Raw genomic sequence first — 26,086 nt, forward strand, 5'->3', positions numbered from 1 at the left:
ACGCGCCACCGACACTCGCCGGAGCGGCGGTGAAGCGCCCCGCGCGCGCGGCCCCGCCCGAGCGCTCCCCAATCCGCCCGCCACGCCCGTACGACACCCCCGCGCCCCTGCCCGCGCATCCCACGGAAGAGCGAATCTCCCCTGCAATTCCCGCTGTTCGATTGCGAGTTGGCACCGTTTTAAGATCATTTGCTCCCTATGACAGAGCAACTTGTGCCCGGAGCCGGCGATCCCGGAGCCGCCGTCCCAGAACCCCGTACCGCGGAGCCACCTCCGCCGCCCCTGCCGCCCCTCGGCACCCCGCGCCGCCGCCAGCGCCCGGCCCTCGGCTGTCTGCTGCGGCTCGTCGGGGGTGTCCTCACCTTCGCGGGTGCCGTGCTCTTCATCGTGGCGGCGAACAGGGTGAAGACGGTCCTCGTGCCGACCCCCGGCACCGTCCCGATGTGGCAGAACGTCCTGGTCGTGCTCTCGGTCGGCGTCGGTGCCGGTGCGACGCTGCTGGTCGGCCGCCGGATGCGGGTGCGTGGACGGCGCCACCACGCCCGGGTCGTGCGGACCATGGAGGAGGCCACGACGGGTCCGTACGTCCTCTACCTGCGGCCCTTCACCGAGGACGTCACCGGCACGACCATGCCGCACGCCTTCAGCCGCTGGCGCGGGGTGGGCGGCTCACTCGCCGACGGCAGCTCGGTCACGCTGGAGGAGTCCGTGTGCCGGATCTTCCGTATGTTCGGCAGCCCGCTCGCCGTCGGGGAACCCGACGAGGCCCTCCCGCTCGCCGGCGCCCGCCGCCTCTACCTGCCCTTCGAGGACTGGCAGCGCACGGTCACCGCGCTGATCGGGGACGCCCGGCTGGTCCTGCTGGTGGCCGGCACCAGCGAGGGCACCCTGTGGGAACTGACCGAGGTCGTCCGCCTGCGCGGCCCGGGCAGCGTCCTGATCCTCCTGTACGGCGACGAGGAGCCCTACGACGCCTTCCGCACCGTCGCCGAGCGCGCCCTGGCCGAACGCGCCGACGAGCTGCGTCAGGTGCACGGCCCCGACTGGCAGCCGCCCGTCTTCCCGCCCTTCCCCGGCCTCCAGGACCCGGAGCGGCTGCGCTGGGTGCCGTTGATGCGGGCTGTGATCCATTTCGAGGAGGACTGGACGCCCCGGCTGACGCTGCTCGACCCCACCGCCGTCCACGCGTGGACGCAGGAGGGCCGGGCCCGCAAGATGGGGCGCACCCAGCTCACTCCCCTGCTGACCCGGGTGTACGACAGGCTGGCCCAGGAGGCCGCGGACGCGGGGGACGCGACGGGCGCGACGGACTCCGCGGCCGCCGGGCGGGGTGGTGAAGCCCGGGACGGCGGAGCCGGGGGCGGCGGAGCCGCAGGCAGTGGAGCCGGGGGCAGTGGTGGCACACCCACACTCCCGCTGGACTCCCGTCGCTGAGCGCGACCCACCCCGACCTCCGCCCAACCCGCGCGGCCCGCGCGACCCCACGACCCCAGCGGCCCCCGCGGCCCTGCGACCCCGCGCCCCCGCGGCCCCGCGGCCCCGCCGCCCCGCGGCCACCGCGACGCTCTCCAGCTCCCCGGCTCCCCGCTCCCCGCTCCCCGCTCCCCGGCGTACCGAAACGGCATCGGCCCCGGCGGGCGCCGGTCGCGCCCGCCGGGGCCGGTTCCCCCGCAACCCCCGTGTGCGGTGGTCGTGAACCCCTGGTGGTCAGTCGGTCGCGATCGCGTTGAGGACGTTCATCCGCCCGGCCCGGAAGGCCGGTATCAGCGCGGCGAACAGTCCCACGAAGGCGGAACCGATGAAGACCGAGATGATCGTCGGCCAGGGGATCTCAAGAACGTTCAGCCCCTCCAGGGCGAGCAGCTTCTGGGCCGTCGCGCCCCAGCCCATACCGAGCCCGAGGCCGAGCAGGGCGCCGAACAGGGCGATCACCACGGACTCCAGGCGGATCATCCGGCGCAGCTGCCTGCGGGACAGACCGATCGCCCGCATGAGGCCGATCTCCCGGGTGCGCTCCACCACCGACAGGGCGAGGGTGTTCACCACTCCGAGGACGGCGACGATGATCGCGAGGGCCAGCAGACCGTAGATCATGTTGAGCAGCTGGCCGACCTGGTCCTTGAGGGCCTCCTTGTAGTCGGACTGGTCCCGCACGGTGTACTGCGGGTAGTCGTCCATCGAGGCCTTCAGCGCCTTGTAGACCGTGGCCTCCTGGCCGTCCTTCGCCGAGGCGAAGAGCAGCATGTCCAGGGGCATCTTGTCCGGCGTGACGTACTTGCCGAGGGTGTCGATCGACGTGTACATCGCACCCTTGTCGATGACCGCCTCGCTGCTGGTGATCGCACGGACCGTCAGCTGCGCGGTGGAACCGTCCTTGAAGTCGACGGCGATCTTCGAACCGAGCTTGATGCCATGGTCCTTGGCGAACGTCTCGTGGACGGACATCGAGTCGGGGCGGTAGGCGTCGGTCAGCTTGCCGGCGACCGTCTCGACCTGCACGTCCTCGGCGTAGGTCGGGTCGGCGGCGGTGATCGCGGTGTCCTTGAGCGTCTTGCCGTCGGGCGTCTTGAAGGTGGCTTCCATCCACTTGTACTCGGTGAACCGCTCGATGCCCGGGGTGTTCTTCACGGCCTGCACGGCCTGCGGGGTGATCAGCTGGCCGCTGTCGCTCTGGATGATGAAGTCCGTGCCGACGCTCTTGTCGAGTTCCTCGGTGGCCGAGGCCACCATCGACGAGCCGACCACCGACAGACAGGCGACCAGGGCGAGACCGATCATCAGGGCCGCGCCGGTGGCGCCGGTGCGGCGCGGGTTGCGCAGCGCGTTGCGCTCGGCCAGGCGGCCGACGGGTCCGAAGCCGCGCAGCAGTACGGCGCTGAGCACCCTGACCACGGCGCCGGCCAGCAGCGGGCCGATGACGATGAAGCCGATGAGCGACAGCACCACACCGCCGCCGAGCCACATCGCGCCCTCGCTCGCCTTGTCGGCGCCTGCCGCGAGATACAGCAGGAACCCGCCGCCGCCGGTGAGCAGCACCCCCAGTGCGCCGCGGACGGCGCCCGCCTTCGCGCCGGCCGGTGCTCCGGACTCCCGCAGGGCCGCCATCGGCGAGACCTTGCCCGCCCGCCGGGCCGGAAGGTAGGCGGCCAGGACCGTGACGACGATGCCGAGGACCAGACCGACCACGGGGGTCGCCCAGCCGACGGTCAGGTCGTCCGTGGAGAGGTTTATGCCGGCGGCGCCCATGAGCTTCATCAGCCCGATGGCGAGGCCCACGCCGGCGCCGACGCCGAGCACCGAGCCGACGAAGCCGAGCAGCAGCGCCTCGATGAGCACGGACCGGTTGACCTGCTTGCGGGAGGAGCCGATGGCCCGCATCAGGCCGATCTCCCGGGTGCGCTGGGTGACCAGCATGGAGAAGGTGTTGATGATCAGGAAGACGCCGACGAGGAAGGCGATTCCGGCGAAGCCGAGCATCGCGTACCTGATGACGCTCATGAACTCCTGGACGTCGTCGGAGTTGGCGTCGGCGACCTCCTTGGCGGTCTGCACCTTGTAGCCGCCGTCGAGGGCCGTGCTGACGCTCTGCTTGACCTGGGCGTCGGTGAAGCCCGCCGCCGCGGTGACGTTGACGCTGGTGAAGACGTCGCTCTCGCCGACCAGGGCCTGTTGGGCGGTCTTGGTGTCGAAGTAGAAGATCGCGGCACCGGGGTTGGTGACGGTGAAGTCGGCGATACCGGAGATCTTCGCCTTGTGGGTGCCGAGGGCGGTGATGACACCGATCTCGTCGCCCAGCTTCAGGTCGTGCTTGTCGGCGGTGTCGGCGTCGACCATGATCTGGCCGGCGCCCTCCGGTGCGGAACCGGAGGAGATCTTCATGGTGCGGGCGTCGTTGGAGTTCCAGCTGCCCACGATGGTCGGGGCGCCGCCGGACGGCGAGAGGTTGTCCTTGTCGGCGTCGATGACGGTGACCGAGGTCGAGAAGACGGTCCCCTCCGCCGACTTCACGCCCTTCGCGTCCTTCACCTCGTCGACCACGGACGCCGGCAGGACCGGCGGCTTGCCGTTGTCCGAGGTGGTCTCACCGGTGTCCGAGGAGTCCTTGGTGGTGACGGTGACGTCGGAGGAGGTGGCCTGGAAGAGCTTGTCGAAGGTGGTGTTCATCGTGTCGGTGAACACGAGCGTGCCGCACACGAAGGCGACCGACAGGAGCACCGCGACGGCCGAGAGGGCCATCCGCCCCTTGTGCGCAAGGAAGTTGCGCCGGGATGTCTTCCACACGGTCATGACGTACGCCCCCGGGCGTCGAAGTCCTTCATGCGGTCCAGGACCTGGTCGGCGGTCGGGTTGTGCATCTCGTCGACGATCCGGCCGTCGGCGAGGTACAGCACCCGGTCCGAGTAGGAGGCGGCGACGGGGTCGTGTGTGACGATCACGATGGTCTGGCCCAGCTCGTCCACGGAGCGGCGCAGGAAGCCCAGGACTTCGGCGCCCGCGCGGGAGTCGAGGTTTCCGGTGGGCTCGTCGCCGAAGATGATCTCGGGCCGGGCGGCGAGGGCGCGGGCCACGGCGACGCGCTGCTGCTGGCCGCCGGAGAGCTGGGTCGGGCGGTGCTTGAGCCGGCCGGCCAGGCCGACGGTCTCCACCACGCGCTCCAGCCACTCGCGGTCGGGCTTGCGGCCCGCGATGTCCATGGGGAGTGTGATGTTCTCCAGCGCGTTCAGCGTCGGGAGGAGGTTGAACGCCTGGAAGATGAAGCCGATGCGGTCCCGGCGGAGCTGGGTGAGCTTCTTGTCCTTCAGGCGCGTTATCTCGGTGTCGTCGAGGTAGATCTGTCCGGCGCTGACGGTGTCGAGGCCGGCGAGGCAGTGCATGAGGGTGGACTTGCCGGACCCCGAGGGGCCCATGATCGCGGTGAACTGGCCGCGGGCGATGTCCACGTCGACGTGGTCCAGGGCGACGACGCGGGTCTCGCCGGACCCGTACGCCTTGACGACCTGCCGCGCTCGTGCGGCAACGGCCGAACGCTTTCCAGTGCCCCCGTGCCTGGGAATGGTCACAGCCGATGTCACGGTATTTCTCCTATGTCGGTCAGCGGATGAGCGTGCGGCGACCCGGTCGCCGTGCGGCGTGAAGCCGATGGGTGTGCTGCGGTGCTGCGGTGGTCCGGTACTGCGGTGGTCCGGTACTGCGGTGCTGCGGTGAAGTGCCGCGTGCGGTGAAGCTGCGTGCGGTGAAGCGGTACGACGTCGAGTCTCCCGGCCGGGAGCGTCCGGCGCCCTGGTGCACAGCGCAGTCTTTTGCTGAGGAAAACCCCACCCCGGAAGGTGCGGTCAACCGCCTGAGCAGCGCCCCGATCGGCGTAAAGCCAGGTTAAGGACGAGCCCCTGCCCCTCTCGTCCTCCGGGGGTACGAACCCTCCCCGACCCCTGATGCGGAGAGACCCCTAGGGGCTGCCCACCGCCGGGTGGAGCAGTTCTCGGGGTCGTGTCCACCCACCGGCCCAGTCAGCCTCCACCCTCCCGTGGCGTGAGGGTCAAGCCTCCCCGGGCGGCGGCCGGGAATGGGAAGCTGTCGCACGGCAGATGGCTGCACAGGGAAACGAAATGGGAGGGGAGACCGCGTGGGCAGCACCAGACCCGCGATATCCGGCACCGACACCGCATCACCCGCAGCGACCGGAAAGCGCGGAGCCGTCGTCGCCGCGCTGATGCTCTCGATGGCACTGGCCGCGCTCGACTCCACCATCGTCTCCACCGCCGTACCCCAGATCGTCGGTGAACTCGGCGGGTTCTCCGTCTTCTCGTGGCTCTTCTCCGGCTATCTGCTCGCCGTCACCGTCACGCTCCCGCTCTACGGCAAGCTCTCCGACACCTTCGGCCGCAAGCCGGTCCTCATCGTCGGCGCCGCCCTGTTCCTCCTCGGCTCGCTGCTGTGCGCGCTGGCCTGGAACATGGGCGCGCTCATCGCGTTCCGCATCGTCCAGGGCCTCGGCGGCGGCGCGCTCCAGGGCACGGTCCAGACGCTCGCCGCCGACCTGTACCCGCTGAAGGAACGCCCGAAGATCCAGGCCAAACTCTCCACCGTGTGGGCGCTTTCGGCGGTCGCCGGACCCGCCGTCGGCGGGGTGCTCGCCGGGTACACCGACTGGCGCTGGATCTTCCTGGTCAATCTGCCCGTCGGCGGACTCGCCCTCTGGCTGATCGTCCGTCATCTGCACGAGCCGCAGCGCAAGGTGCCGCTCGCGCGCCCGCGCGTGGACTGGGCCGGGGCGCTCGCCGTCTTCGCGTGCGGCGGTGTGCTGCTCACCGCGCTCGTGCAGGGCGGTGTCGCCTGGCCGTGGCTGTCGGCGCCGTCGCTCGCCCTGTTCGGCGCCGGGTTCGCCCTCGTCGGACTCGTTGTGGTCATCGAACGCCGGGCCGCCGAACCGATCATCCCGGGCTGGGTCTGGCGCCGCCGTACGATCGCCGCCGTCAACCTCGCGTTGGGCGCGCTGGGCCTGTTGATGGTGGCGCCGACCGTGTTCCTGCCCATGTACGCGCAGTCCGTCCTCGGACTCGGGCCGGTGGCCGCCGGCTTTGTGCTCTCCGTGTGGACGCTGAGCTGGCCGGTGTCGGCAGCGCTCAGCCAGCACGTCTACCGGCGGATCGGCTTCCGCGACACGGCCGTCGTCGGCATCGGCGCCGCCGCGCTCATCCTGTTCGCGTTCCCGTTGCTGCCGTACCCCGGCGAGGCCTGGCAGCCGACCCTGCTGATGCTGTTCCTGGGAGCCGCCCTCGGGCTGTTCCAGCTCCCGCTCATCATCGGTGTGCAGTCCAGTGTCGGCTGGTCCGAACGCGGCACCGCCACCGCGTCGATCCTCTTCTGCCGCCAGACCTGCCAGACCGTCGGCGCGGCCGTCTTCGGCGCCGTCGCCAACGGTGTGCTCGCCGCGCGGCTCGGCGGCGCGAGCGACCTCGACTCCGTGACGAACGGGCTCGACACGGGCACCACCGCGGACGCCACCCGGCACGCCGTCGCCGACGCGGTCCACGCGGTCTACCTCGGCGCGGCCTGCGCCGCCGCGCTCGCCTTCGTGATCCTCCTCGTGGTCGCCCCGAGGCGCTTCCCTGTCCTCAAGGAGACCCCGCTCGACGGCTGACACACCCCCGGGGACGGGAGGCGGTGGCGATCTTCCACCCCAACCAGGCCCCCGCGCGGTGGCGACTTGTGGGCGTCCTGTGAGCGTGTCGCGAGGGTCGGGAAACGGTAATCGTCGGAGTTAACGCAGGTAACTTCGCAGGTCATCGGAGTAAGCGCGTACCGACCGATCAGTTTGGCGAAAGCCTCGCGCTGATGCGAACCGGCGGGTAACGTGCGGGCTTCCGCCCCCCACCTCCCTGCGGTCCGTCCCCCCACGGACCCGTACCGCGCCAGGAGCCCGGGATGTCCCACGACCCCTTTTCGCCCTACTCCCGCACGCCCTTCACCCCACCCTCCCCCCACGTCCCACCGTCCCCGCCCCCGTCCCACTCCCGGCCGCCGGCCTTCCCCACGCCGCCGGCCCCACCCTCGTACGGCCCCCACAACCCGCAAGAGGGATACGACAGATACGACACCTACCCATGGCTGCCGGAGCCGCCGCCGGCCGAGGCCGCGCCACGGCGTGCGCCGGAGCACGCGCCGCTGGGGCAGCACAGCGATCTGCGCGTCCTGCGCAGCGCCTACCGCTGGCAGCGCCGCACGGCCACGCTCGCCGCGCTGGGCTACTTCACCCTGTTCCTGGTCCTGTCGGCGGCAGCGCCCTCCTTCATGACCCGCACGGTCGCCGGCGGACTCCCGCTCGGCCTGGTGCTCGCACTGGTCCAACTGCCGGTGACCTGGCTGGCGACGGCACTGTACGAGTACACCGCGCGGCAAAACGTCGACCCGCTCGCCGACCGGATCCGGCTGCACGCGCAGATCGACGCCCGGATGGATGCCCGGATGGATGCCCGGATCGACGCCCGGCGGGAGGGCGGCACACGATGAACGGCTTCACCGACTCCGACCAGGCGATGGCCCTGGTCGCGTTCACCGCCGTCGTCACGATCACACTGCTGCTGTGTGTGATGACCGGCCCGGACCGCGACGACCTCGACGAGTTCTACACCGGCTACGGCTCGCTCTCGCCGATGCGCAACGGTCTCGCGATCGCGGGCGACTACATCTCCGCCGCGACCGTCCTCGGCACGGTCGGCGTGGTGGCGCTGTTCGGCTACGACGGCATCGTCCTCGCGCTGAGTACGGCGCTGTCGCTGATGCTGCTGATGTTCCTGCTGGCGGAACCCCTGCGCAACGCGGGCCGTTTCACGATGGGGGACGTGTTCGCGCGCAGGATGCCGGGCCGGGCGGTGCGGATCGCGGCCTGTGTGGTGACACTGGCGGCGCTGCTGCCGCTGATGCTGGTGCAGCTCGCGGGCACCGGTGAACTGCTGGCGTTCATGCTGGGCTTCTCCGGCGACGGGCTGAAGACCGCCTGCATCGTCGGGCTCGGCGTGCTGATGATCTCCTATGCGGCGATCGGCGGCATGAAGGGCACCGCGCTGATCCAGATCCTGAAGATCGTGATGCTGCTCGGGTCCGGCGCGGTGGTCGCGGGCCTGGTGCTGCACCAGTTCGACTGGGACCCGGGCGCGCTGTTCGACGCGGCGGCCGACAAGAGCGGTGTGGGCCCGGCGTTCCTCAACTCCGGTCTGCAATTCACCGGCCCGCACTCCGGGCTCGACATGGTCACGTCCCAACTGGCCGTGGTCCTGGGCGGCGGTGTCCTGCCGCACGTCACGATGCGGATGAACACCGCGTCCAGCGCGCCGCAGGTGCGCCGTTCGATGTCCTGGGCGGTGTCGAGTGTGGTGCTGTTCGTGGTGGTCATCACGGTGGTCGGCTTCGGCGCGACCGCACTGATCGGGCGGGCGGTGATCGCGCAGGCCGATCCGCAGGGCAACTCGGCCTATCTGCTGGGCTCCCGCGCGGCGTTCGGTCCGGAGGTGACCACCGGAGAGACGTTTCTCTTCACGACCGTCACCACGGCGGTCTTCCTGACCGTGCTCGCCTCCGTCGCCGGCATGATCCTGGCCTGCGCCAACTCCCTGGCCCACGACGTGTTCGCGACCCGCGCGGGACAGATGACCCCGCGCCGTGAGATGGCCCTCGCGCGCGTGTCCGCGCTCGCGGTCGGCATCCCGGCGATCCTGCTGGCCACCACGGTCCAGCACCGCAGCCTTCAGCCGCTCATCACGCTGTCGTTCTGCCTGGGCGCCTCCGCCATCGCCCCGGCGCTCGTCTACAGCCTCTTCTGGCGCCGCTTCACCCGTACCGGACTGCTGTGCACGCTGATCGGCGGCACGCTGTCCGTGCTGCTCCTGATGCCGGGCACCAACCTGGTCTCCGGCTCGCCCGTGTCCGCGTTCCCCGAGTACGACTTCAACTTCTTCCCCTTCACGACCACCGGCCTGGTCACCATCCCGCTCGGCTTCGCCTTCGGCTGGCTCGGCACCCTGGCCTCCGGCCGGCGCAAGGTGGAGGAGCAACGCCGGGAGTACGAGGCCGTGGAGGGGCGGATCCTGGCAGGAGCCGTACGCAAACAGGGGTGAGCCGGGCCGCGTCGGCCAAGGGGTTACTCGGCCGGGGCCCGGCCGCCCGTGAGGGCCGCGAGGCTGCTGCGGACGTGGTCCATGTGCGCGCACACGTCGTCCCAGCGCTCCCCGTGCTCGCAGAGCATGCGTTCCGTGTCGTGCGCGATCCGCTCCTCGCGCAGCCGGGCGTCGGCGAGAAGTTCCGCCGCGCGGGCGTCGGCCTCCTCCTGGAGGAGGCGGGCGGACTCCTCCGCGGCGGCGAACTCCTGCTTGGCGGCGGAGAGCGCGGCCTCCGCGCGGGCGACACGTTCGGCGTGGTGCGCGTCGACGGCCTCGGACCACTCGGCGACCTCGCGCTCGACGACCGCCCAGCGCTCGGAGTACTCCTTCTCGTGCTCGGTGAGCACACCGGTGGTGCGCTGCCGCACCTCGCGCAGCGCGGTGAGCGCCTCGCCACGGCTCGCCTTGACCTCGCGCCGGGCGCCGATCCGGATCTCGTCCGCCTCGGTGTCCGCCGCGAGCAGCAGCCGGCGGGCGCGTTCCTCGACCTCCGCGCAGAGCGCGTCCGCCTCTTCCTGCGCCTTGCGCACCACACCCCGGGCGTACTCCTCGGCCTGCGCGACCCAGTCCTGCCCTTCGCGCCGCGCGCCCTCGCGTACGGCGGTCGCCTCCTGGAGCGCGAGCTGGAACAGGTGCTGTGCGGGCTCGCCGAGCGACTCGTACGTCTGCGGCGTGAGCCCCTCCACCGTGTCCCGCAGCCGGTCCGCCTCCTCCTCCATGTCCCGGGCGAGGACGGTGAGACGGGCGGCGCGCTCCCACGCGGCGTCCCGGTCCCGGGAGAGCGTCTCGGTGAACCGGTCGACGTGGTCGGGCCGGTAGCCCCGCCCCCGGACGGTCACGAACCCCTGCGGTGACACCGACGCGCCGCTCATCCTGGAACCCCTCTCCGCCGAACCCACAAGACAGAACCGTGCGAGAACATCGATTTCGCGCACATCTTGGTGGATCAGACGGAAGTGTTCATAACGCGACACTCCGCATATAAGTTACTCAAGGCGTACGTAATGCGGCTGTACGCCCATATGCCGGTATGTACGAGCCACACGAAAGGGCCGCCCCCGGTCCAGTGACCGGGAACGGCCCTCCACGCGCGCGTGGTGCGGCGTGTCAGCCTCCGTGACGGCGTGTCACAGCAGCCCGTCCCACATCTGTTCCAGCAGCACCGACCACCAGCTCTCCGGCGAACCGAGCGCCGCCGGGTCCAGGGCCGCCAACTGGGCCTGGAAGTCGACGGTCCAGCGGCCCGCCTGCTCCTGGTTCAGACCGAACCGCAGCCGCCACATCCGGCCGAGCAGCGCGAGACAGCGCACCAGCTCGGGCAGCCCGGTGTTCACGAACTGCGGCGGCACCGGCGCACCGCCGGGACCGGCCTCCACCGGGACGGCCACGATGTTCGCCGTGCCGTACTGCACACAGATCGCCTTGCCGAAGTCACTGCCCATGACGAGGTACGAGCCGGCGTCGGCCGACGGCTGCACACCGCGCTCCTGCGCCAGTTCGGCCAGCGTCGGCACCGGCCGCCCCGGCTGGGCCTGCGCCCAGAAGAACGGGCCCATGTCCACCGGCAGTCCGGCGGCCATCAGCGTGTGCGCCACGACCGGCGGCACACCCTGCCGCGACACCGCGGCCTGCTCGAACCGGAAGACGCCCGGCCCGAACGCCGCCGCCAGCTCCTGCGCCACGGCCTCCGGCGGGACCGGCGGCACGGGCTGCACCGGCGGGATCGGCGCCCGTACCGGCGCGGGACGCGCGGGCCCGTCGGCGACCTGGTGCAACTCGCCCTGGTGGGCGAGCAGTTGCTGCATGCCCTGCTGCCGGCTCGCGTGGTCCGTGCCGTACGGCGCGATGCTGGTGATCCGCGCCTGCGGCCACTGCTCCCGGATCATCCGCGCGCAGTAGGCGCCCGGCAGTTCGCAGGACTCCAGCTCCGTGTGGAGTTCGAGCACCTGGTCCGGCGGTACGTTCATGCCGCGCAGCTCGTGGAAGATCTGCCACTCCGGGTGCGGGGTGCCCGGCGCCGAACGCCGGATCACCTGCTGCTCGGAACCGTCCTGCGCGCGGTAGCGCAACACGGCCTGGTACCCCGGGCCGACCGTCGGCTGCCCCTGCTGCGGATAGCCGTACGAGGGCGGCTGCTGACCGGGGGCCGGGTGGGCACCGGGCATCGGCTGGGGGGCGCCCGGTGGCATACCGGGGGCCTGCGGGGGCGGAGGCACGCCGGGCCCGCCCACCGGGGGCGCGGACAGCATGGTCTCCGCGTGATGCACGGCACCGCGCGCGCCACCCGGAGCACCCGGGGCGCCGGGGGCACCCGGAACGCCGGGGGCCTGCGGGGGCTGGGGCGCGCCGGGCGCACCCGGGGCGCCCGGAGGCTGCGGTGCGCCGCCTCCCGTACCACCGCGGCCGGGGTCGGCCAGCATCGTCGCGGCGTGGTGGACGCCCCCCGGGGGCGTACCGCCCGGAGCGCCCGGCGCACCGGGCGGGTGAGGGGCGCCCGGAGGCTGGTGCGCGCCCGGCGCGGGAGGCGCGGACGGGGCGGAAGGAGCGGGCGGTGCGCCAGGACCGGCGGGCACCCCACCGGGCCCCCCGGGCCCGAGCGAGGACACCAGCTGCGTCGGCACGTACGCCCCACCGGGCGCCCCGGGTCCACCCGGCGCACCCGGCGCCGAAGGAGGCGGCGGTGTGCTCCCCGGAGCCGGACGCGCACCCGGCGCACCCGGCGCACCCGGCGTACCGGCCGTACCGGGCGCGCCCGGAACTCCCGGCGCGCTCGGCGGAGGCGGCGGGGTCGCACCCCGGCCACGACGCGGCGGCGGAGCCGCCTTGCTGGTCGCGGCGTCGGCGATGTCCGCGCCGTGCGGCGCGGGTGGCGCGGGCGGCTGCCCGGGACCGGCCGGCGGCACCGGCGGCGCGCCCTGCGGATGGCCGTACGAGGAACCGGCGGGTGGAGGCGTGGGCGTACCCGGCGCCGGTGCACCCGGCGGGGGCGTGCCCGGAGCAGGCGTGCCGGGACCCTGCGGGTAGCCGTACGACGCCGGAGGTGCCGGCGGAGGCGGAGTCGCGGGGTTCCCTGGAGCCGAGGGGCCCTGCGGATAGCCGTACGTCGGCGCGGGCGGCGGCGTACCACCCGGCGGTACCGCCGCCGGAGGCACCGCACCGGGCGGCACCGCGCCCGGCGTCGCAGCACCCGGCGCGTTCGAGTCCCCGAGCGCCGGTGAGACCGCCGTCGGTGGCAGCCGGCTGCCGCCCGACATCAGTGCCGTATGGGCGTCCGGCGCCGACGGAGGAGGTGTGTCCTCGTCGTCGGCCCCGCTCAGCGGCGGCGCGAACACCGTCAGGGGCAGCGGTACGGAACGGTCGTCGCCGCCGTCGGCGTTGGTGTCCGTCCCGGCCCAGGGGGTCGCCCCGGCGGGCACCCCCGGCGGACCGGCCGCGGCCGGCACCCCGGCCTGGGTCTCCGGCAGCCCTCCGCCGCCGAAGCCCCCGTTCCCGGCGGCCCCGCCACCGGACGAGGCGCCGGCTCCGGCACCCGCAGCGCTGCCGCCGCCCGACGTACCGCCCGACCCGGCTCCCCGGCGATCCGGGATCCCGAGCTTGTCCGCGGCCTCCTGCAACCACTCCGGCGGACTCAGCAAGAAGGACGTCTGGTTGAGGTCGACCCGGGCCGCGGGGGCCGGCGCCGCGGCGGGCGCCGCGTCCTCGACCCGGCCGTACTCCTCCTCGTACCTGCGGATGACCTCGCCCACCGGCAGCGCGGGCCACAGCGTGGCCTCCCCGCTGTCGCGGGCGATGACGACCCGCTGGGCGCCGCCGTCCGAACGCGGTCCGTCGGCGCGGTCCTCCGCCCACAGCACGAACCCGAGGTCGAACTCCCGCACCCGCACCTCCCGGTGCTGGTACGCGGGCACGTCACCGTTGATCCATTCCTCTGCGCGCTCCTGCGCCTGCGCGAACGTCACCATCGTCAGTTCACTCCCCCGCCGAAGCGGTGGACGCGACCGGCGCCACATGGGCGAAACCGCCGTCCACCATCAGGTTCGCCACGGTCTCCAGCTCCGGCGGAGAGCCCGCCAGCCGCGACACGAACGCGTCGAAGTCCTCGCCGCACGGCAGCAGCAGCCGCTGCACCCGGTCCGCCGGCGGCCAGGTGGGATCCACGTCGCGGGCGTCGTCGTAGGCGCAGAACCAGACCGAGCCGATGCGGTCTCCCTTCACCTTCACGGCCAGCAGGCCGCCCTGGACGAAACCGACGCCCAGGTAGTCCTTGGTGAGGTGGTCGCGCAGGCACTTGTTCACGTACACGAGGTCGTTGACGGCGGCCTCGTCGCGCACGGTGAAGAAGGGCTGGTCGACCAGGAGGCCGAGTTCGGCGTCGAGCGCGGTGCCCACCGGGGCGCAGCCGCCGGCCGCCTTCAGGAAGGTCCGGTAGGCGCCGGGCAGCCGGTAGCCGAGTTCCTCCTCGACCGCCAGCACCTGCTGCTCGGTCACCGCCACACCGGACTTCGGCAGCCCGAAGTGGGCCGGCCTGGTCTCCTGGAGCGGGCGGGTGCCGCGCTTGTGGTGGTCGACCGCGGCGGTGGCGATCCCGCCGTGGTGCCGCAGCAGCGCCTTCACCTCGACCGGGACCAGTTCCAGCCGCCGGGTGCCCACCGCGTGGTGCCAGGTCCAGCCGTGCGGGGTCGCGACCGGCGACACGGTGTTCCACAGTTCGTGGCCCGAGGCGGACAGCGCCGCGTTCGCCGAGACGTAGTCCGTCAGCCGCAGTTCGTCGACGCCGAAGCCCTCCGGCGGTTCCGCGATCTCGGCCGCGGCGCGCGCGTAGGCCGAGAAGTCGGGGTAGCCGTGCTCGTCCACCCGCACCCCGCGGGGGTGCCGGGCGGCCCGGACCGGGTCCGGGAAATGCACGACCTGCCCGGCATAGGCCGCGTTCGGCGGCGCGGCTTGCTGCCCGAGCCGACCTGCTGTCATGGCGGTTGCCCCCTGCGGCACTCTGTACGGTCCGCGGCAGCCCTCTGCGGCCCGCCACACCCCGTATCCGACTGTCTTTCCACGGTCACCGACCCGCTGACCGGTCACCGACGCGCTGACCGCACGCATGGCGGTGGCGACAGCCTATGCGGAACGCGCAGAGCGGTCACCGGCGCCGGTGGCGGCACCGGTCACACCACCTCCGCTTCCGTGACCACCCGTCACGCCACCGTGACAGCCTGCCCAAACATGGGCGTGTCGTGACGCCCCAGCTTCCCCACCAGCCACGCCGTTTGGCACTCTGTGTCCGCCGGGGGGATGCACGGGAGGGGAAACACGATCATGAACGCGACGCAAACGGGAGCGCATCAGGCCCCGACCGGCGACCCTCGTGTGGGCTGGAGCAGCGCCGAGACACCGCACGCGCCCGCGCTGCGCCACCGCCGGGACGGGATACTGCCGACCGTCGCCGCCGCGCTCTCGGTACGCGGTGAGACCCTCACCGGGACCGCCGCCCGCGGCGACCAGCCGCCGCCGCTGCATCCGCTCGTGCAGGACTTCCTCGACAGTCTGCCGAGCGGCCAGCGCGACCGGTTCACCGGCCGCTGCGCGGAGACGATCCTCATCTCCCGGCACATCGCCGCCGCGGACTCGGCGCGCAGCAAGCGCGCCTCGCGCAAGCCCATGACCAACGGCGAGGCGCGCAAGGTCCTCAAGCAGGCCAAGCTCACCGCGCGCCGGATCCGCGAGGACGGCGATCCGCTGCACGGCAGTTTCGCGGCGCCGTGCCGTGCGTGTGCCGCGCTCAGCGCGCACTTCGGCGTGCGCGTCGTGGACCCGTCCGAGGCGGACGACTAGCCCACGCCGGCCCGCACCCCGCACCCCGCACCACCGTCATGTCCCCTACCGGACGAAGGGCAGATGCACACCGACCGCACCTCCACCACCCGCTTTCCCGTGCCCCTCGACGCCGCGCTGCGCGACGCCGGCTGGGCGCCCGGGCGCTGGGACATAAAACAGGCCGAGACATGGGCGGACGTCCTGCGCGAGCACATCTCCCCGGCCGGTCACCGGCATGCCGTCTTTCCGGCCGCGGTCGAGGCGTGGGCGGAGTTCGGCGGACTGCGCATCAGCCCTACGGGGCCCGGTCGTCGTATCGCGCCCGCGTCGCTGCATGTGGATCCGTTGCACGGGCTTCACATGGCGCGGACGCTCGGGGATCTGGGGCGTGCGCTGGACACGGAGGTCAGTCCGCTGGGTGCCGAGCCGCATACGCAGTCGTTGGTGGCGATCGATGCGGAGGGGCGGGTGTACGCCCTCGACCACACCGGTGACTGGTTCCTCGGCCCGGACATCGACCAGGCCCTGGCGACGCTGGTCGCCGGCACGGAACCAGAACGCCTCGCGACTCCCTGAGCGGATGTTCGTCCGCGGGTGCGTGGGCGTCCCTGGGGTGGGAACGGTGGGTGTTCGGCCGCGGGCGCGTCGGGGCTGATCGCGCAGTTCCCCGCGCCCCTGGAGGGGGAACCGTGAGTGTTCGGCCGCGGGTGCGTCGGGGTTGATCGCGCAGTTCCCCGCGCCCCTGGAGGGGGAACCGTGCGTGTTCGACCGCGGGTGCGTCGGGGCTGATCGCGCAGTTCCCCGCGCCCCTGGAGGGGGAACCGTGGGTGTTCGGCTGCGGGTGCGTGGGGGCTGGTCGCGCGGTTCCTCGCGGCCCTGGAGGGGGAACTGTGGGTGTTCGGCTGCGGGTGTGTGGGGGCTTGTCGCGCAGTTCCTTGCGGTCCTGAGGGGGGTGCGGATCGGTCGGCGGTCAGGGCAGCTGCCTAAGGGGCGCGGGGAACTGCGCGATCAGGCCCCACCGGTCCGCGCCCGGAACACCGCCCGCACCACCCCAGGGGCGCGGGGAACTGCGCGACCAGCCCCACGCAGCCGCAGGCGTTACGTAGGGATTACCGCCGAGACGCGGAAGCCACCCGCGTCCGTCGGGCCCGAGACGAAGACGCCGCCGAGGCCGACGACACGTTCCTTCATGCCCAGCAACCCGTTGCCACCCGACGGAAGCCGCGCCTCCGCGGGCGACAGCTCGGGCGGCGGCTCGTTCTCCACCTGCATCGCGATCTCGGACATCCGGTGCGCGAGCCGTACATGCGTCTTCGCGCCGGCCGCGTGCTTGTGGACGTTGGTCAACGCCTCCTGCACCACCCGGTACGCGGTCTGCTCGACCTCCGGCGCGTAGGGCCGCGCATCGCCCTCGACGGACAGGTCCACGACCATCCCGGCGGCCGCGGACTGCCCGATCAGCTCGTCCAGCTCGTCCAGGCAGGGCCCCTCCACCGCACCCGCACCGCCCTCCTCGTCCGCCGCCCGCGACGCGGCCGCCGCCGCGGCGACCCCCACCGCGACCAGCGGCACCGCCGCCCGCTCGGCCCGCCGCGCCCCGCCGTCGCCCCGCACCACGGCGGTGCTGACGTCACCGCTGCGCAGCACCCCGAGCATCTCCCGCAGCTCGGTCAGCGCCTGCCGGCCCATGTCGCCGACCAGCGCCGCGTTCTTCACGGCCTTCTCGGGGTCCTTGCGGGCCACGGCCTGGAGCGCGGCGGCGTGCACGACCATCAGGCTCACCCGGTGCGCGACCACGTCGTGCATGTCACGGGCGATCCGGGTGCGCTCCTCGTTGCGGGCCCACTCGGCGCGCTCCTCGGCGCGCTCGGCGAGCAGCTGAAGCTCCCGTTCGAGGCTGTCGGCCCGCTCGCGCAGGCTCTCCATCAGCCGGCGCCGGGCGCCGACGTACAGGCCGAGGAGGACCGGCGGCAGGGTGAGCCCGACGGAGGTCGCGACGGACGCGAACGGCACGAACCAGTCGCCGAGGTCCATCTGGCCGCTCTGCATGTCCTGCCGGACCCGGACGAACGTCACGATCGCCGTGCCCACCAGCGACATACAGGCGAGGGAGCCGATGATCCGGCGGGGCATCTCCGAGGCGGACAGCGTGTACAGGCCGACCAGGCCCAGCAGGAATCCCATCTGGGCCGGTGTGATCGCGATCGCCACCAGCACCACGGCGATGGGCCAGCGGCGCCGCACCAGCAGTACCGATCCGGCCACCAGGCCGAACACCACCCCGGCGGCCGTCGGAATCCCGGCGTCCTGCGCGAACGGAATTCCCTCAAGGGCGCATTCCGCCGCGGAGACGAAGGCAAGGCTTCCGTCGAACACCGCACTGCGCCGTCGTACCCACCACCACATCCCGGACGGCCCTGTCGGGGCCGCGGCGTGGACTTCCCCCGTCGTGGTCATGTCTCCCAGACTACGGGCGCCGACGCTCCCTTTTCCGGCGAGTTTTGACGACCGGCTCACACCACACTCCGTAACCGAATCACCGCGAAACCGGCCGGAATCCGCCGAAGCCCGCACGCACACGTGTCATCTGCGTCAACCGGGTCCCCGGGCGTGATCGGCAACCACCGTCGCATCGGGGGGCGGCGGTACGGCATAGTGGTGGCTGCACTTGCGGCCGATCCAGGAATCGGGCACAGCAGGCTGACCTTCCCGGGTCGTCTAATGGCAGGACAAAGAGTTTTGGTCTCTTGAATGAGGGTTCGATTCCTTCCCCGGGAGCTTCGGTTCGGGCCCTGACGACAGCGTCGGGGCCCGCTCTCATGTCGCCCCATAACCACCCCGGTATCCTGCGGCTGTCACCCCACTCTCCACAGCCGAAGGGCATCCCGTGAGCGCCATTCGCCCGGCAGCCGTCGTCGTCCTCGCAGCGGGTGAGGGCACCCGTATGAAGTCGGCCACACCGAAGGTCCTGCACGAGCTCTGCGGCCGCAGTCTCGTCGGTCATGTGCTGGCCGCCGCAGGTGAGTTGGGGCCGGAGCAGCTCGTGGTGGTCGTGGGCCACGCGCGCGAGCAGGTCACCGAGCACCTCGCCGGGATCGCCCCGGCCGTCCGTACCGCCGTGCAGGCGCAGCAGAACGGCACCGGGCACGCCGTCCGGATGGGCCTGGAGGAGCTGGGCGGGGCCGTCGACGGCACGGTCGTCGTCGTGTGCGGCGACACCCCGCTGCTGACCGGCGGGACGCTGCAAGCCCTGGCCCGTACGCATTCCGAGGACGGCAACGCGGTCACCGTGCTGACCGCCGAGGTGCCGGACGCGACGGGCTACGGACGGATCGTCCGGGACGCCGCCTCCGGGGCGGTGACCGCGATCGTCGAGCACAAGGACGCCTCGGACGCGCAGCGGGCGATCCGGGAGATCAACTCCGGGGTGTTCGCGTTCGACGGGCGGCTGCTCGCCGACGCGCTCGGCAAGGTCAGGACCGACAACAGCCAGGGCGAGGAGTACCTCACCGACGTCCTCGGCATCCTGCGCGAGGCCGGGCACCGGGTGGGCGCGTCCGTCGCCGGCGACCACCGTGAGATCGCCGGGATCAACAACCGGGTGCAGCTCGCCGAGGCCCGCCGGATCCTCAACGACCGGCTGCTGACCGACGCCATGCTGGCCGGTGTGACGGTCGTGGACCCGGCCTCGACGTGGATCGACGTGACGGTCACGTTCGAGCAGGACGTGCTGGTGCACCCCAACACCCTGCTCCAGGGCTCGACAAGCCTCGCCCAGGGCGCGGAGGTCGGCCCCAACAGCCGACTCAGGGACACCAGGGTCGGCGCGGGCGCGCGGGTGGACAACACCGTCTCCGACGGCGCCGACGTCGGGCCGGACGCCAACGTGGGGCCGTACGCCTATCTGCGGCCCGGCACCCGGCTCGGCGCGAAGGCCAAGATCGGGACGTACGTCGAGACCAAGAACTCCTCGATCGGCGAGGGCACCAAGGTGCCGCACCTGTCGTACGTGGGGGACGCGACGATCGGCGAGTACAGCAACATCGGCGCGGCCAGTGTGTTCGTGAACTACGACGGCGAGAACAAGCACCACACGACCGTCGGCTCACACTGCAAGACGGGTTCGGACAACATGTTTGTGGCGCCTGTCACGATTGGGGACGGTGCGTACACCGCCGCCGGGTCCGTCATCACGAAGGACGTTCCGCCCGGTTCGCTGGCCGTGGCCCGTGGTCAGCAACGGAATATCGAGGGTTGGGTGGCTCGAAAGCGACCCGGGAGCGCGTCCGCCAAGGCCGCCGAGGCGGCGTCCCGGGAGCCGGGCGGCGAGGGCTGACCGGAAACCGGCGCTCCGAACACGGCGTACCGTGATAAGTGCCCACCCGCACCCCACCAGCTGAGACGGCGTCTCTCGCCCAGCTGAGACGTCGTGTCACCACCCAGCTGAGACACCTCTGAGGAGACAGTGCTGTGACCGGGATCAAGACGACCGGCGAGAAGAAGTTGATGTTCTTCTCCGGCCGCGCCCACCCCGAGCTTGCCGAGGAGATCGCCCACCAGCTGGGTGTCGGGGTAGTACCCACCAAGGCCTTCGACTTCGCCAACGGCGAGATCTACGTGCGCTACCAGGAGTCGGCCCGTGGTGCCGACTGCTTCCTGATCCAGAGCCACACGGCTCCGATCAACAAATGGATCATGGAGCAGCTGATCATGATCGACGCGCTCAAGCGCGCGTCGGCGCGGTCCATCACGGTCATCGTGCCCTTCTACGGTTACGCGCGGCAGGACAAGAAGCACCGCGGCCGTGAACCGATCTCGGCGCGTCTGATCGCCGACATGATGAAGACGGCCGGCGCGGACCGGATCCTGACGGTGGACCTGCACACCGACCAGATCCAGGGCTTCTTCGACGGCCCGGTGGACCACCTCTTCGCGCTGCCGCTGCTCGCGGACTACGTCGGCAAGAAGGTGGACCGGGCCAAGCTGACCGTGGTCTCGCCGGACGCCGGCCGGGTGCGGGTGGCGGACCGCTGGTGCGACCGGCTGGGCGCGCCGCTGGCGATCGTGCACAAGCGGCGCGACAAGGACGTGGCGAACCAGGTGACGGTCCACGAGGTCGTGGGCGAGGTCGAGGGCCGGGTCTGTGTGCTCGTCGACGACATGATCGACACGGGTGGGACCATCTGCGCCGCCGCGGACGCGCTGTTCGAGCACGGCGCCGAGGACGTCATCGTGACGGCGACGCACGGTGTGCTCTCGGGTCCGGCCGCGGACCGGCTGAAGAACTCCAAGGTCAGCGAGTTCATCTTCACCAACAGCCTGCCGACGCCCGGCGAGCTGGAGCTGGACAAGATCACGGTCCTGTCGATCGCGCCGACCATCGCGAGCGCGGTCCGCGAGGTCTTCGAGGACGGCTCCGTCACCAGTCTCTTCGACGAGCAGTGAGCCCACGGCCCCCGGCCGTCCACCTCGGTGACTGATCGATTTTCCTGCGGCCTCCCCCGCCGAGTACGCTGTGCGAGTTGCTCGGCGAGGGAGGCCGTACCGCTTCTGGCGAAGTGGTCCCGGTGTCCGTTATCGACGCGCTCTTCGTAGCAGGCCGTTCGTGGCCGGGTGACCCGTCCATACCTGATTTCTACGAGGAGTGATCCACATGTCCGAGGTAAAGCTCGCCGCCGAGACGCGCACCGAGTTCGGCAAGGGTGCCGCCCGCCGCATCCGCCGCGACAACAAGGTGCCGGTCGTGCTCTACGGGCACGGCGCCGACCCCGTGCACCTGACCCTCCCGGGCCACGAGCTGCTGCTCGCGCTGCGCACGCCGAACGTCCTGATCTCCCTGGACATCGACGGCAAGTCCAACGAGCTGGCCATCCCGAAGTCCGTGCAGCGCGACGCGATCCGCGGCCACCTGGAGCACGTCGACCTGCTGCTGGTCTCCCGCGGCGAGAAGGTCAACGTCGAGATCCCCGTGCACGCCGAGGGCGAGCTCGCCCCGGGCGGCAACCTGCTGGAGCACGTGCTCAACGCGCTTCCGGTCGAGGCCGAGGCCACGCACATCCCCGAGTCCGTGACGGTCTCCGTCGAGGGCCTGGAGGCCGGCGCGGCGATCCTCGCGAAGGACATCGCGCTGCCCGACGGCACCACGCTGGCCGTCGACGGCGACACCGTCGTCCTCCAGGTGCTGGCCGCGCAGGCCGAGGAAGCCCCCGAGGGCGACGCGGCCGGCGAGAGCGACGAGGCCGTCGCCGAGGCCTGACCGGTCCTGCTGCCGCAGGCCCCCGCGGTCGCGGTACCTTTCCAGCCGCTGCTCCCCGTCACGGGGAGCGGCGGCTGGTGGCGTATTGAGGAGAGATGGACGTGACGACCGACGCGGGTGCTCCCTGGCTGATCGTGGGCCTCGGCAATCCCGGAGGCGAGTACACGATGAACCGGCACAACGTGGGGTTCATGGTGGCGGATCTGCTGGCCGGGCGGATCGGGGGGAAGTTCAAGCGGGCGGGCAAGGCGCAGGCGCAGATCGTCGAGGGGCGGATCGGACCGCCCGGACCGGCGAGCCGGCGGGTGGTGCTGGCGAAGCCGATGTCGTACATGAACCTGTCGGGCGGTCCGGTGAACGCGCTGCGCGACTTCTACAAGGTGCCGCTCGCGCACGTGGTCGCCGTCCACGACGAGCTGGACATCGACTACGGCACACTGCGGCTGAAGCTCGGCGGCGGGGACAACGGGCACAACGGGCTGAAGTCCATGACGAAGGCGATGGGTCCCGAGTACCACCGGGTGCGGTTCGGAATCGGGAGGCCGCCGGGGCGAATGCAGGTGGCGGACTTTGTACTGAAGGACTTCTCGTCGGCGGAGCGCAAGGAGCTGGACTACCTCGTGGACCGGGCGGCGGACGCGGTGGAGTCGTTGGTGAGCGACGGTCTGGAGCGGGCGCAGAGCACGTACAACTCGTAGGCCGGCGCCCGCCGAGTCGGACGTCTCCGGACTTGTCCCCGCCGTGAGTTGACCGGGCGCAGGGTCATGGCCAAGGATCGCGGCCATGCCTTCTGCCGTCGTCTCCCGTCGGACCGCGGGCGCCGCGCTGCGCCTCGGCCGGTTCGCGGCGATGGGCACGGTCGCCGCGCTGATCCTGATCGCGGGGGTGTGGGCGTCCTGGGGCTCCGCCCAGTACGTGATGCTCACCAAGGGGCGCGAGCGCGGCACGGTCGAGGTCACCCGGTGCGCCGCGGACACCTGTACGGGGCCGTACGCCCCGCTGTCGGCGGGGTCGACGGCGCGCGAGCGGGTGGTCCTCGACCATTCGGTGGCCGTCGACAAGGGACGGACGTACACCGTCGTCCTGAAGCCCGGCGGTGGCGAGGCGGTCCGGTCCGGGCCCGCCGGGGTGCTGTACGCGTGGGTCCCGATGGGCGGCGCGCTGCTGCTGGCCTCGGTGGTGGTGGCCGGCGGACTGCGCCGTACGCGTGCGGCCTGGGTCCTCGCCGGGTCGGGTGCGGCCCTGCTGACGGCGGCGTTCCTCTCGGTCTGAGCCGTGTACGGCTGTGCCCCCGGGTCTCCTGGGAGGCTCGGGGGCACAGCCGTGACGCGTGGGGTCAGCCGGTGTTGCGCAGGCCCGCCGCCACGCCGTTGACCGTGAGGAGCAGGGCACGGGCGAGCAGCGGGTCGGGCTCGGTGCCCGCCGCGGCGGCGTCGCGCTGGCGCTTGAGCAGGGCCACCTGGAGGTAGGAGATCGGGTCCAGGTAGGCGTCGCGGATGGTGAACGTCTGCTTCAGGACGGGCTGGGCGTCGAGGAGTTCACCACCGCCGGTGATCTTCAGGATCTCGGCGACGGTGAGTTCGTGTTCGGCGCGGATGGTGTCGAAGACGTGCTTCAGCTCGTCCGGCACCAGCGTGTCGACGTAGTGCCCGGCGATCCGCAGGTCGGTCTTGGCCAGCGTCATCTCCACGTTGGAGACGAAGTTGCTGAAGAAGTGCCACTGGCCGTACATCTCGTCGAGCACGGTGTCCCCTTCCTGCCGCAGGCCCGACTCGCGCAGCGCCTTGAGGCCGGAGCCGACGCCGAACCAGCCGGGCACGATCTGCCGGGACTGGGTCCAGCCGAACACCCAGGGGATGGCCCGCAGCCCGTCGAGCGAGACGCCGGAACCGGGGCGGCGGGACGGGCGGGAACCCAGGTGCAGGTCGGCGAGCTGGTCCACCGGTGTCGACGCGAGGAAGTACGTCGGCAGGTCGGGGTCCTCCACCAGCCGGCGGTAGGCCGCGTGGGCCGCGTCGGAGACGACGTCCATCGCGGCGTCCCAGCGGGCGAGGGCTTCGCCGGACTGGCGGGGGGCGGTGTGCAGGGCGGACGCCTGGAGGGTCGCCGCGACGGTGAGCTCCAGGTTCTCGCGGGCGAGCGAGGGGATGAGGTACTTGTCGGAGATGACCTCGCCCTGCTCGGTCACCTTGATCTCGCCCTCCAGCGTGCCCCAGGGCTGCGCGAGGATCGCGTCGTGGGTGGGGCCGCCGCCGCGGCCGACGGTGCCGCCGCGGCCGTGGAAGAGCCGCAGGCGTACGCCGTACCGGTGGGCGACGTCGCGCAGCCGGCGCTGGGCGCGGTGGATCTCCCACTGGCTGGTGGTGATGCCGCCGAACTTCGACGAGTCGCTGTAGCCGAGCATGACCTCCTGGACGTCCCCGCGCAGCGCCACCAGACGCCGGTACGAGGGGTCGGACAGCATGTCCTCCAGGATCGTGTCGGCGGCCTTGAGCTCGTCGGTGGTCTCCAGGAGCGGCACGATGCCGATCTTCGCCCAGCCGGCGTGCAGATCGAGGAGACCGGCCTCGCGGGCGAGCACGGACGCGGCGAACACGTCGTCGGCGCCCTGGCACATGGAGATGATGTACGACTCGACGACCTCGGGCCCGAACACCTCCAGGGCGCGCTTGACGGTCTGGAACACACCGAGCGTCCTGGCGCCGGCCGCGTCCACCGGCGCCGGCGTGGAGGCCAGCGGGCGGCGCGAGCGCAACTCCTTGGCCAGCAGCTTCGTACGGTACTCGCGGGGCATGTCCGCGTACCGCCAGGACTCCTCGCCGAGGCGGTCGAAGAGCTGGCCGAGGGCGTGGTGGTGGGCGTCGGCGTGCTCGCGGACGTCCATGGTGGCGAGCTGGAGGCCGAACGCGCCGAGGGTGCGGATGGTGCGGTCCATCCGGCCGTCGGCGAAGAGCGCGCCCCGGTTCTCCCTGAGCGAGGTCTGGATCAGGGTCAGGTCGTGCAGCAGCTCGGTCGTGCCGAGGTAGTCGCGGCCCGTCTCGTGCGGGATGCCCCGGGCCAGGCGGGTCTTGGTGTTGGCGAGCTTCTGCCGGATGCAGGTCGCCTTGAGGCGGTACGGCTCCTCCGCGTTGAGCCGCTTGTAGCGGGGGCTGATCTCGGGCAGCCGCTCCAGGTCGGACTGGAGGGAGGCGAGGAGTTCCTCGGTGGCGCCGGTGTAGCGGATCGAGTTCGACAGGAAGCCGCGGAGTTCGTCGATCGTCTCCAGGGCGTCGTTGATGCCGTGCTCGTGCTGGAGGATCAGCACCTCCCAGGTGACCTCGGGGGTCACGTTGGGGTTGCCGTCGCGGTCGCCGCCGATCCAGGTGCCGAAGGTCAGCGGCCGGCTGTCGTCGGGCAGCTCGACGCCGACCCGCTCCAGCTCCGCGGTGAGGTCCTCCAGTACGTCGCCGACGGCACCGGCGTGCAGTTCGTCGAGGTAGTAGATGGCGTTGCGGGCCTCGTCGGCGGGCTCGGGACGGACCACACGCAGCTCGTCCGTCTGCCATACGAGGTCGATGTTCTCGGCCAGTCGGGTGTCGTGCCGGCGCCGGTCCGACTCGATGACCGGGGTGTCCAGCAGGGCGGCGATGCGCCGGAGCTTGTTCAGCACCGAGCGGCGCGCGGCCTCGGTCGGGTGCGCGGTGAACACCGGGCGGACGTTGAGGTGGCGGACCGTCTGGCGCAGGTGCTCGGGGTCGGCGTCCTTGAGCCGGTCGGCCGTACGGGCGAGAAGACCGCCCTCGGCGGCGCGCCGGGCGCGCAGCTCCCGGCCGCGGTGCACCTGCTCGGTGACGTTGGCGAGATGGAAGTAGGTGGAGAACGCGCGGACCAGCTTGGCCGCGGTCTGGAGTTCGGTACCACGCAGCAGCTCGGCGGCGGCCTCGCCGTCCTCCCGGGTGAGGCGGCGTACCTTCTCGACGAGTTCGAGCAGCTCGGGGCCCTCCTGGCGGACGAGGGTCTCGCCGAGCAGGTCGCCCAGCCGCCGGATGTCGGCGCGCAGCTCACTGCTGGTCGTCGTGGTCTGGTCGTCGGCACTGCTCACAGGTGCGGCTCCTTGCAGTGTTGAAGCTCGACTGATGAGTACGAGGCTCGGCTGACAAGTACGGAACTCGTCTGAAGCTCGTCGGGCGGGGAACCCGGGTACCGTCGCGCGGCGGACGCCGCATTACGGGCCGGACTACCGGGAAAGGAATCAGAACGGACCGCGCTGTCCGACCGACACCAAGGATAGGTGCCGGAGGAGACGCGCAGACTGTCGGGCTCTTGCCGCCGGGCGGCGCGCTGCCATACTTACTTCGCCGTAGGTTACGGAACCGTAGGGAAGCCG

General features: G+C 71.8%; 18 protein-coding genes and 1 tRNA gene. 12 read left to right on the forward strand and 7 right to left on the reverse strand.

What is annotated here, in order from left to right:
• The first annotated feature begins 198 nt into the window (after nucleotides 1-198).
• Nucleotides 199-1,434, forward strand: a complete 1,236-nt coding sequence (locus ACIQAC_RS36280) for a hypothetical protein (RefSeq protein ID WP_402198972.1) — start codon at nucleotides 199-201, stop codon at nucleotides 1,432-1,434.
• A 273-nt stretch (nucleotides 1,435-1,707) separates the two neighbouring features.
• On the opposite strand, the gene ACIQAC_RS36285 is transcribed toward ACIQAC_RS36280, so the two are convergent.
• On the reverse strand, nucleotides 1,708-4,287 hold the full coding sequence (locus ACIQAC_RS36285; protein ID WP_402198974.1) for an ABC transporter permease: 2,580 nt from the start codon (nucleotides 4,285-4,287) through the stop codon (nucleotides 1,708-1,710).
• Nucleotides 4,284-5,072, reverse strand: coding sequence for an ABC transporter ATP-binding protein (locus tag ACIQAC_RS36290; protein WP_402198976.1), 789 nt, complete (start codon nucleotides 5,070-5,072; stop codon nucleotides 4,284-4,286). The genes ACIQAC_RS36285 and ACIQAC_RS36290 overlap by 4 nt, the downstream gene beginning before the upstream one ends.
• Nucleotides 5,073-5,623: 551 nt before the next feature.
• On the opposite strand from ACIQAC_RS36290, the gene ACIQAC_RS36295 reads away from it, so the two are divergent.
• The 3 genes from ACIQAC_RS36295 (at nucleotide 5,624) to ACIQAC_RS36305 (ending at nucleotide 9,614) form a co-directional block, all read left to right on the forward strand.
• Complete coding sequence (locus tag ACIQAC_RS36295; RefSeq protein ID WP_402198979.1) at nucleotides 5,624-7,141, forward strand: MFS transporter; 1,518 nt, start codon at nucleotides 5,624-5,626, stop codon at nucleotides 7,139-7,141.
• A 284-nt stretch (nucleotides 7,142-7,425) separates the two neighbouring features.
• The gene (locus ACIQAC_RS36300; protein ID WP_402198980.1) at nucleotides 7,426-8,010 is read left to right on the forward strand and encodes a DUF485 domain-containing protein; all 585 of its coding nucleotides are present in this window, start codon (nucleotides 7,426-7,428) and stop codon (nucleotides 8,008-8,010) included.
• Nucleotides 8,007-9,614, forward strand: coding sequence for a cation acetate symporter (locus ACIQAC_RS36305; protein WP_402198982.1), 1,608 nt, complete (start codon nucleotides 8,007-8,009; stop codon nucleotides 9,612-9,614). The genes ACIQAC_RS36300 and ACIQAC_RS36305 overlap by 4 nt, the downstream gene beginning before the upstream one ends.
• A 23-nt stretch (nucleotides 9,615-9,637) precedes the next feature.
• Here the strand turns inward: ACIQAC_RS36305 and ACIQAC_RS36310 are convergent, their stop codons facing one another.
• From ACIQAC_RS36310 to ACIQAC_RS36320, 3 genes are all read right to left on the reverse strand, one after another.
• On the reverse strand, nucleotides 9,638-10,528 hold the full coding sequence (locus ACIQAC_RS36310; protein ID WP_402198984.1) for a cellulose-binding protein: 891 nt from the start codon (nucleotides 10,526-10,528) through the stop codon (nucleotides 9,638-9,640).
• 255 nt (nucleotides 10,529-10,783) lie between these two features.
• Nucleotides 10,784-13,618, reverse strand: coding sequence for an SUKH-4 family immunity protein (locus ACIQAC_RS36315; protein ID WP_402198985.1), 2,835 nt, complete (start codon nucleotides 13,616-13,618; stop codon nucleotides 10,784-10,786).
• Nucleotides 13,619-13,625: 7 nt separating this feature from the next.
• Nucleotides 13,626-14,624 (reverse strand): SMI1/KNR4 family protein, encoded by a 999-nt coding sequence (locus tag ACIQAC_RS36320; protein ID WP_402198988.1) that lies wholly within the window; start codon nucleotides 14,622-14,624, stop codon nucleotides 13,626-13,628.
• Between the two features lie 342 nt (nucleotides 14,625-14,966).
• Here ACIQAC_RS36320 and ACIQAC_RS36325 point away from each other — a divergent pair, with 342 nt between their 5' ends.
• Together ACIQAC_RS36325 and ACIQAC_RS36330 are read left to right on the forward strand one after the other, a co-directional pair.
• Complete coding sequence (locus ACIQAC_RS36325; RefSeq protein ID WP_402198991.1) at nucleotides 14,967-15,482, forward strand: YwqJ-related putative deaminase; 516 nt, start codon at nucleotides 14,967-14,969, stop codon at nucleotides 15,480-15,482.
• A 63-nt stretch (nucleotides 15,483-15,545) separates the two neighbouring features.
• A complete protein-coding gene (locus ACIQAC_RS36330; RefSeq protein WP_402198993.1) occupies nucleotides 15,546-16,040 on the forward strand; it encodes an SUKH-3 domain-containing protein in 495 nt (164 codons plus the stop codon).
• 522 nt (nucleotides 16,041-16,562) lie between these two features.
• On the opposite strand, the gene ACIQAC_RS36335 is transcribed toward ACIQAC_RS36330, so the two are convergent.
• Nucleotides 16,563-17,921, reverse strand: a complete 1,359-nt coding sequence (locus tag ACIQAC_RS36335) for a sensor histidine kinase (RefSeq protein WP_402198995.1) — start codon at nucleotides 17,919-17,921, stop codon at nucleotides 16,563-16,565.
• Between the two features lie 250 nt (nucleotides 17,922-18,171).
• Here ACIQAC_RS36335 and ACIQAC_RS36340 point away from each other — a divergent pair.
• The 6 genes from ACIQAC_RS36340 to ACIQAC_RS36365 all read left to right on the forward strand — a co-directional run bounded on the left by ACIQAC_RS36340 (nucleotide 18,172) and on the right by ACIQAC_RS36365 (nucleotide 22,992).
• A tRNA-Gln gene (locus ACIQAC_RS36340) sits at nucleotides 18,172-18,242 on the forward strand.
• Between the two features lie 109 nt (nucleotides 18,243-18,351).
• A complete protein-coding gene (gene glmU, locus ACIQAC_RS36345) occupies nucleotides 18,352-19,800 on the forward strand; it encodes a bifunctional UDP-N-acetylglucosamine diphosphorylase/glucosamine-1-phosphate N-acetyltransferase GlmU (protein WP_402198998.1) in 1,449 nt (482 codons plus the stop codon).
• A gap of 134 nt (nucleotides 19,801-19,934) precedes the next feature.
• Nucleotides 19,935-20,909 carry a ribose-phosphate diphosphokinase gene (locus ACIQAC_RS36350; RefSeq protein WP_402199000.1) on the forward strand — a complete coding sequence of 325 codons (975 nt, stop codon included), beginning with the start codon at nucleotides 19,935-19,937 and terminating at the stop codon, nucleotides 20,907-20,909.
• A 208-nt stretch (nucleotides 20,910-21,117) separates the two neighbouring features.
• Nucleotides 21,118-21,720 carry a 50S ribosomal protein L25/general stress protein Ctc gene (locus tag ACIQAC_RS36355; RefSeq protein ID WP_402199001.1) on the forward strand — a complete coding sequence of 201 codons (603 nt, stop codon included), beginning with the start codon at nucleotides 21,118-21,120 and terminating at the stop codon, nucleotides 21,718-21,720.
• Between the two features lie 95 nt (nucleotides 21,721-21,815).
• Nucleotides 21,816-22,418, forward strand: a complete 603-nt coding sequence (gene pth, locus ACIQAC_RS36360; protein ID WP_402199003.1) for an aminoacyl-tRNA hydrolase — start codon at nucleotides 21,816-21,818, stop codon at nucleotides 22,416-22,418.
• 85 nt (nucleotides 22,419-22,503) lie between these two features.
• On the forward strand, nucleotides 22,504-22,992 hold the full coding sequence (locus ACIQAC_RS36365; protein ID WP_402199005.1) for a hypothetical protein: 489 nt from the start codon (nucleotides 22,504-22,506) through the stop codon (nucleotides 22,990-22,992).
• 64 nt (nucleotides 22,993-23,056) lie between these two features.
• On the opposite strand, the gene ppc is transcribed toward ACIQAC_RS36365, so the two are convergent.
• Complete coding sequence (gene ppc, locus ACIQAC_RS36370; RefSeq protein WP_402199006.1) at nucleotides 23,057-25,801, reverse strand: phosphoenolpyruvate carboxylase; 2,745 nt, start codon at nucleotides 25,799-25,801, stop codon at nucleotides 23,057-23,059.
• Between the last annotated feature and the right edge of the window lie 285 nt (nucleotides 25,802-26,086).

The organism is Streptomyces sp. NPDC088387, assembly GCF_044753385.1.
GTDB lineage: Bacteria > Actinomycetota > Actinomycetes > Streptomycetales > Streptomycetaceae > Streptomyces.